Annotated in this window: 7 protein-coding genes; 5 read left to right on the forward strand and 2 right to left on the reverse strand. The window is 65.9% G+C overall.

Translation table 11 applies throughout. From position 1 onward, the window contains the following. Positions 1-136: 136 nt before the first annotated feature. Both hutC and EOA38_RS21475 read right to left on the reverse strand, forming a co-directional pair. Complete coding sequence (hutC, locus tag EOA38_RS21470) at positions 137-883, reverse strand: histidine utilization repressor (protein ID WP_127300176.1); 747 nt, start codon at positions 881-883, stop codon at positions 137-139. A gap of 13 nt (positions 884-896) precedes the next feature. Beyond that, positions 897-2,252: a formimidoylglutamate deiminase gene (locus EOA38_RS21475; protein ID WP_127300177.1), complete on the reverse strand. Its 1,356-nt coding sequence runs from the start codon at positions 2,250-2,252 to the stop codon at positions 897-899. Positions 2,253-2,349: 97 nt separating this feature from the next. Here EOA38_RS21475 and hutI point away from each other — a divergent pair, with 97 nt between their 5' ends. The 5 genes from hutI to EOA38_RS21500 form a co-directional block, all read left to right on the forward strand. Beyond that, positions 2,350-3,579 (forward strand): imidazolonepropionase, encoded by a 1,230-nt coding sequence (gene hutI / locus EOA38_RS21480; protein ID WP_189434784.1) that lies wholly within the window; start codon positions 2,350-2,352, stop codon positions 3,577-3,579. Continuing rightward, positions 3,576-5,117 (forward strand): histidine ammonia-lyase, encoded by a 1,542-nt coding sequence (gene hutH / locus EOA38_RS21485; protein WP_127300179.1) that lies wholly within the window; start codon positions 3,576-3,578, stop codon positions 5,115-5,117. The genes hutI and hutH overlap by 4 nt, the downstream gene beginning before the upstream one ends. Then, a complete protein-coding gene (hutG, locus tag EOA38_RS21490; RefSeq protein ID WP_126094317.1) occupies positions 5,117-5,935 on the forward strand; it encodes an N-formylglutamate deformylase in 819 nt (272 codons plus the stop codon). Before hutH ends, hutG begins: the two co-directional genes overlap by 1 nt. Positions 5,936-5,969: 34 nt before the next feature. After that, positions 5,970-7,640, forward strand: a complete 1,671-nt coding sequence (hutU, locus tag EOA38_RS21495) for a urocanate hydratase (RefSeq protein WP_127300180.1) — start codon at positions 5,970-5,972, stop codon at positions 7,638-7,640. Between the two features lie 4 nt (positions 7,641-7,644). Next, on the forward strand, positions 7,645-7,827 hold a 183-nt coding region (locus tag EOA38_RS21500; RefSeq protein ID WP_189434782.1), incomplete at its 3' end, for a HutD family protein.

The following is a 7,827-nucleotide window of genomic DNA, read 5'->3' on the forward strand; positions in this document are numbered from 1 at the left end:
ACCAGCCCATCCGCAAGGCTCAGTTGACCAAGCACACGATCGACCATCCGAATCATCCCCCTTCATCCTTTACCCAAGGAATCACCAACCCGGTTCCGTGCAAAGGCCTCACAAGGGGAGAAGGGGGGCGTTGGCGCTACCCCTGCGAAGGCGTAAACCTCGCTACCAGCGTGTGGCTTTCCGCCGGATAGATGAAGCGCACATGGGTGACCGGGTGCTCCGCGCTCCACGTTCGCCGCTCGACCACCAAACAGGACGCGCCGGGATCGATGTCGAGCGCATCGGCGATAGTCTCATCAGCCGCCATGGCGCGGATGCGGTGCTCGGCCTCGCTCCACGGCACGCGGCCGATCAGCCACGGGCCGGGAGCGATCTCGAAGAACTCTTCCTCTCCGGCCCCGGCCACCGCTGAAAGATTGATCAGCCGCTGCTCGAGCGCGAAAGGCCGTTCGCCGGCAAAATGCACGCTTTCCAGCCAAAGTACCGGACCCGGAGCAGAGAGTCCGAGCAGCGCGCGGTCCTCGGCGCTGCTGCGCCGCTTCAGCCGCTCAAGCCGTTCGTAGCGATAGGGCAGGCCGAGCGCCTCGACCTCGATCCGGATGTCGTGGAGCTCCAGCACCGCCGCCTGCGATTGCGGCTGGCGCACGAAACTTCCTGAGCGGCGGCGGCGCTCGATCAGCCCCGCCTTGGCGAGCTGCGACAGCGCCTTGTTCACCGTCATGCGTGAGCATTTGTATTCGGCCGTCAGCTCGTGCTCGAAAGGAATGCGATGGCCAGGCGCCCAGGCGCCGGACAGGATCTTTTCGCGGATATCCGACAGGATGCGCTGGTGTAGCGAGACGCTCTCGCCACTTTCAACATCATCTGTCTCGACCAGGCTCATGGGCTTTCCTGCTTCAGTTCTGGGACAGCGCCGTCATCACCTGGCGGAATCGCTCGGCAACAACCTCACGCTTCGCATGCCTGCCGCCGCTGACCTGCTTTTTCCCGTGCACCCAGACGCAATCCACCTTGCTGCCATTGGCGAAGATCCAGGCGTCGAGGATCGCGTCTCCCGCCTTGCCCGCAAGCGAGGCATGGTTGGTGTCGAGCGAGACGAAATCGGCGGGACCGCCGACTGCAATCCGTGACGATCCGGCACCGAGCGCCTGGCTGCCGCCATCCAATGCCGCATCGAACAGCGCGCGCCCCGTGGAGCCGCCGGCGCGCGCCAGAACATTGCGGGCGCGGTGGGCGAGGCGCTGCGAATATTCGAGTTGCCTGAGCTCGTCAGGCAGGCCGATCAGCACATTGGAATCGGAGCCGACGCCGAAGCGGCCGCCATGTTCGATGAACAGCGGCGCAGCAAAAGTGCCGTCGCCGAGATTGGCCTCGGTGATCGGGCAGAGCCCAGCGATCGCGCCGCTCTTCGCCATGGCGATGGTCTCCGCCTCGCTCATATGCGTGGCGTGGATCAGGCACCAACGCTTGTCCACTGATGCCTGGCCAAGCAGGAATTGAACCGGCCGCGCGCCCGACCAGGCGACGCAATCCTCGACTTCCTTGACTTGCTCGGCGACATGGATGTGGATCGGGCCGTCCGGCGCCAGCGCCACGACTGCATTGAGCTCGTCCGGCGTTGCCGCGCGCAAGCTGTGCGGCGCAGCGCCGACCACCGCTTGCTCCAGCATCGACACGCCTTCGCGGCTTTTCTCAAGCAGCCGCCCGAAGCGCTCGACATCATTGATGAATCGCCGCTGGCCTTCATTGGGAGCTGCGCCGTCGAAGGCGGAATGGGCGTAGAAGACCGGCAGCAGCGTCAGAGCGATACCGGTCTCGGAAGCCGCCGCCGCGATCCGCTCCGCCATCTCGGCGATGTTGGCATATGGCTTCCCGTCACGGTCGTGATGGAGATAGTGGAACTCGCCGACGCGCGAGAAGCCGGCCTCCAGCATCTCGATATAAAGCTGCGCCGCCACTGCCTCGACCTGGTCCGGCGTCATCGACAGCGCGAAGCGGTACATCACCTCTCGCCAGCTCCAGAAACTGTCCGCCGAAGGGCCGCGCAATTCGGCGAGCCCGGCCATGCCGCGCTGGAAGGCGTGGCTGTGCAGATTGGGCATGCCGGGCAACAGAATGGCATGGCGCTCGTCGCCGGCCTGCGGAGAAGTGCCGGTCTCGACCGTGGCGATGCGACCGCCGTCGAAAGCGATCCTCACATTGCCTTGCCAGCCCTCGGGTAGCAGCGCCTGTTCCGCAAAGATCGCCGTCACGTCCATCTCCGAATCTGAATGCCCGAGCGACATTATCGCTTGCGTCGCGTTCCAATATGTATATACATAATTGCCATCCTTTCAAATGGAAAAGATGATGGGTGGAGAGAACGGAAAGAGTGGCCTTCGTCTCTGGCGCAATGCGCGCCTGGCGACTCTGGCTGAGGGCGCGGCCGGCCTCGGCATCGTCGAGAAAGGCGCGGTCGCCGCACGTGACGGCTTGATTGTCTATGCTGGCGCCGAAGCCGACATGCCGGCCGGGCTCGGGCGGGGCGCCGACACCGTCGATTGCGCAGGACGCTGGATCACGCCCGGTCTGATCGACTGCCACACGCATCTTGTCTATGCCGGCAACAGGGCGAACGAATTCGAGATGCGGCTGGCCGGCGCCACTTATGAAGAAGTGGCCCGCGCTGGAGGCGGCATCGTTTCCTCCGTGAAGTCGCTGCGCGCTGCCAGCGAGGACGAACTCGTCGCTGAGACGCTGCCGCGCCTCGATGCGCTGTTGGCCGAAGGTGTCACGACCGTCGAAGTCAAATCCGGCTACGGCCTCGACCTCGACAACGAGAAGAAGTCGCTGCGCGCCGCCCGCCGGCTTGATGGTGAACGGAAGGTCACGATCCGCACGACCTGTCTCGCCGCGCACGCGCTGCCGCCGGAAGCCAAGGGCGACAAGGACGCCTTCATCGACCTCGTCGCCGGCACGATCCTGCCGGCAGTTGCCGCCGAAAAGCTCGCCGATGCCGTCGACGGTTTTTGCGAGGGCATCGCCTTCTCGCCGGAGCAGATCGCGCGCGTTTTCGATGAGGCCAAAGCGCTCGACCTGCCCGTAAAACTCCACGCCGACCAGCTCTCCAACCTGCATGGCGCAGCGCTCGCCGCCCGCTATGGCGCGCTGTCCGCCGACCATCTCGAATATACGGATGAGGCGGGTGCCGCGGCGATGGCCGAGGCCGGCACCGTCGCAACCATTCTGCCCGGCGCCTATTACTTCATCCGCGAGACGAAGAAGCCGCCGGTCGATCTGTTCCGCCGGCGCGGCGTCAGGATGGCGGTCGCCACCGACAGCAATCCCGGCACCTCGCCGCTCACCTCGTTGCTGCTCACCATGAACATGGCCGCGACGCTGTTCGGCATGACCGTCGACGAATGTCTCGCCGGCGTCACCCGCGAGGCCGCGCGTGCGCTGGGCCTGCTCGACAAGACCGGCACGCTTGAAGCCGGCAAGTCGGCCGACCTTGCCATCTGGGACATCGAGCGCCCAGCCGAGCTCGTCTACCGCGTGGGCTTCAACCCGCTCCATGCCCGCATCTGGAGAGGACAATGACCGAACTGATCCTGAAGCCCGGCAACACGACACTTGCCGACTGGCGCGCCATCTATCGCGGCGCCGTTCCGAAGCTTGACGCCGCCTGCCGGCCGAAGATCAAGGCCAGCGCCGAGGCGGTCGCCCGCATCGTCGCCAAGGGCGAGCCGGTCTATGGCATCAACACCGGCTTCGGCAAGCTGGCCAGCGTCCGCATTCCCGCAGCCGACCTCGAGACGCTCCAGCGCAACATCGTGCTTTCGCATGCCGCCGGTGTCGGCGAGCCGATGCCGGTCGCGGTGGTGCGGCTGATGATGGCGCTGAAGCTTGCCAGCCTCGCCCAGGGCGCCTCCGGCGTTCGCGCCGAGACCATCGACCTGCTTCAAGGGATGCTCGCCAACGACGTCACCCCGGTGGTGCCGGCGCAAGGCTCGGTCGGCGCCTCGGGCGACCTCGCACCGCTTTCCCACATGACGGCGGTCATGATCGGCGTCGGCGAATGTTTTACGCCGCATGGCCGCTTCCCGGCCAAGGTCGCCTTCGTATCGCATGGGCTGGAGCCGGTGACGCTTGGCGCCAAGGAAGGTCTGGCGCTGCTCAACGGCACCCAGTTCTCGACCGCCTTCGCGCTTGCCGGCCTGTTCGAGGCCGAGACGCTCTATCAGTCCGCACTGGTTGCCGGCGCGCTGTCGACGGATGCCGCCAAGGGCTCGGACGCGCCCTTCGATCCGCGCATCCATCTCTTGCGGAAACATCGCGGCCAGATCGAGACGGCGGAGGCGCTGCGCAACCTGATGGCCGGCAGCGCCATCCGTGAATCGCATCGCGTCGGCGACGAGCGCGTGCAGGATCCGTACTGCCTGCGCTGCCAGCCGCAGGTGATGGGTGCGGCGCTCGACGTGCTGCGCAAGGCGGCCGAAACTCTGGAGACCGAGGCCAACGGCGTCACCGACAACCCGCTCATCTTCGCCGAGGACGACACCGCGCTTTCGGGCGGCAATTTCCACGCCGAGCCGGTCGCCTTTGCCGCCGACATGATCGCGCTTGCGGTCTGCGAGATCGGCTCGCTGTCGGAACGGCGCATCGCCATGCTGGTCGATCCGGCGCTGTCCGGCATGCCGGCCTTCCTGACGCCCAAGCCTGGCCTGAATTCCGGCTTCATGATCCCGCAGGTGACGGCGGCCGCACTTGTTTCGGAAAACAAGCAGAAGGCCTATCCGGCGAGCGTCGATTCGATCCCGACCTCCGCCAATCAGGAAGACCATGTCTCGATGGCCGCGCATGGCGCGCGACGGCTGCTCGGCATGATCGAGAATGCCACCGCCGTTGTCGGCATCGAATTGCTGGCGGCCGCCCAAGGCTGCGATTTCCACGCCCCGCTGGCTTCGAGTGAAGCGCTCGAAGCGGTGCGCAAGCTGGTCCGTGCCGAGGTTCCGCACCTCGACAATGACCGGCATTTCCATCCCGACATGGAAAAGGCCATCGCCCTGGTGCGCAGCGGGGCGGCGGTGAAAGCGGCGGGCGCGATCGCGTTGCCATCGATTGCGGGAGCCGCATGATGACCACCCCTTCCTGGCTCACCGTCACGCAAGGAACGGCGCCTCTGCTGGTCTCGATCCCGCATACCGGCATCGATCTTGCCGGTCTCGACAGCCGGCTGGTCTCGACCTGGCTCGGCCGCCGCGACTGCGACTGGTGGATCGACAAGCTCTATGATTTCGCAGCCGACCTCGGTGCGACCGTCGTCCACACCGCCATTTCGCGCACCGTCATCGACGTCAACCGCGACCCTTCCGGCGTCTCGCTTTATCCTGGACAGGCGACGACCAGCCTGTGCCCGACGGACACGTTCGACGGCGATCCGCTCTATAACATGGGCGACGAGCCGACGCCGTCCGAGATCGATGAGCGCCGCGAGACTTATTTCGTTCCGTATCATGCCGCCTTGCAGGGCGAAATCGACCGGTTGCGCGGCATCCACGAGAACATCGTTCTCTATGACTGCCATTCGATCCGCTCGGTGCTGCCGCGCCTGTTCGAAGGCACGCTGCCGGTCTTCAACCTCGGCACCAATGACGGCAAGAGCGCCGATCCGTCGCTGCAGCAAAAGGTGGCCGAAATCCTCGCCGCGACCGGCGAGACCTGGGTGGTCAACGGCCGCTTCAAGGGGGGCTGGATCACGCGAAGCTTCGGCCAGCCGCAGAACGGTGTCCATGCGCTGCAGATGGAGCTCTCCAACCGCGGCTATATGCGCGAGCCGAACAAGAAGGGAGCGCCGGAAAACTGGCCGGTGCCTTACGACCCCAGCTACGCCGCGCCGATCCGCGCCACGCTGAAGACCATCCTCGAAACCGCCATTGACTGGGCAAGGCGCTGACCCGCGCCGCCCGCCTTGCTTGAAAGGGACAATGATGAACAATCCCCGTCACAACATCCGCGAAGTGCGCGCGCCCCGCGGTGACAAGCTCAACGCCCGCTACTGGACCACCGAGGCGCCGCTGCGCATGCTCATGAACAACCTCGATCCGGAGGTCGCCGAGAACCCGAACGAGCTGGTCGTCTATGGCGGCATCGGCCGGGCGGCGCGCACCTGGAACGATTTCGACCGTATCGCCGCTACGCTGAAGACGCTCGGCGAGGACGAGACGCTGCTGGTTCAGTCCGGCAAGCCGGTCGGCGTCTTCCGCACCCACAAGGACGCGCCGCGCGTGCTGATCGCCAACTCCAACCTCGTGCCGCATTGGGCGAATTGGGAGAAGTTCAACGAGCTCGATAGGAAGGGCCTGATGATGTACGGCCAGATGACGGCCGGCTCCTGGATCTATATCGGCACGCAGGGCATCGTGCAGGGCACGTATGAGACTTTTGTGGAAGCGGGCCGCCAGCACTATGGCGGCAATCTCAAGGGCAAGTGGATCCTGACCGGCGGTCTCGGCGGCATGGGCGGCGCCCAGCCTCTCGCCGCCGTCATGGCCGGCGCCTGCTGCCTGGCGATCGAATGCAATCCGGACTCGATCGATTTCCGCCTGCGCACCCGCTATCTCGACGAGAAGGCCGAGACGCTCGACGAGGCCATGGAAATGATCGAGCGTTGGACCAAGGCCGGCGAGGCGAAGTCGGTCGGCCTGCTCGGCAACACGGCGGAGATCGTGCCGGAGATGTTCAGGCGCGGCGTCCGCCCCGATATCCTCACCGACCAGACCTCGGCCCACGACCCCATCAACGGCTATCTGCCCAAGGGCTGGACCATGGCTGAATGGCGCGAGAAGCGCACCTCCGATCCCAAGGCGGTGGAGAAGGCGGCCCGCGCCTCGATGCGCGAGCATGTCGAGGCGATGGTGGCGTTCTGGAACGCCGGCGTGCCGACGCTGGACTACGGCAACAATATCCGCCAGGTCGCCAAGGACGAGGGGTTTGAGAACGCCTTCGCCTTCCCGGGCTTCGTGCCGGCCTATATCCGTCCGTTGTTCTGCCGCGGCATCGGCCCGTTCCGCTGGGCCGCACTCTCCGGCGATCCGGAGGATATCTACAAGACCGACGCCAAGGTGCGCGAGCTCACCCCCGGCAACACACATCTCCACAACTGGCTGGACATGGCGCGCGAGCGCATCTCCTTCCAGGGCCTGCCGGCGCGCATCTGCTGGGTCGGCCTCGGCGACCGCCATCGCCTCGGCCTCGCCTTCAACGAGATGGTGGCCAAGGGCGAGCTCAAGGCACCGGTCGTCATCGGCCGCGACCATCTCGATTCCGGCTCGGTCGCGTCGCCGAACCGCGAGACCGAGGCGATGAGGGACGGCTCCGACGCCGTTTCCGACTGGCCGCTTCTCAACGCGCTGCTCAACACCGCGTCCGGCGCCACCTGGGTTTCGCTGCATCATGGCGGCGGCGTCGGCATGGGCTTTTCGCAGCATGCCGGCATGGTGATCGTCGCCGACGGCACGCCGGACGCGGCGAAGCGCCTGGAGCGCGTGCTTTGGAACGATCCGGCGACCGGCGTCATGCGCCACGCCGATGCCGGTTACGACATAGCGATTGCCTGCGCCAAGGAGCATCAGCTCAACCTGCCGGGCATTCTGGGCTGAAGCGATGCGTATCCTTCGTGCCGCCGGCTACCGGGTCATGCCGTGGAAGAATGGCGGCGGCACGACGACCGAGATCGCCGTCTCGCCTGACTCTGCCGGGCTCGACGATTTCGACTGGCGCATCTCGATGGCCCGCGTCGAGACGGGCGGGCCGTTCTCCAGCTTTGCCGGTATCGACCGCACGCTG

It is taken from the genome of Mesorhizobium sp. M1E.F.Ca.ET.041.01.1.1 (genome assembly GCF_003997355.1).
Taxonomy (GTDB): Bacteria; Pseudomonadota; Alphaproteobacteria; order Rhizobiales; family Rhizobiaceae; genus Mesorhizobium.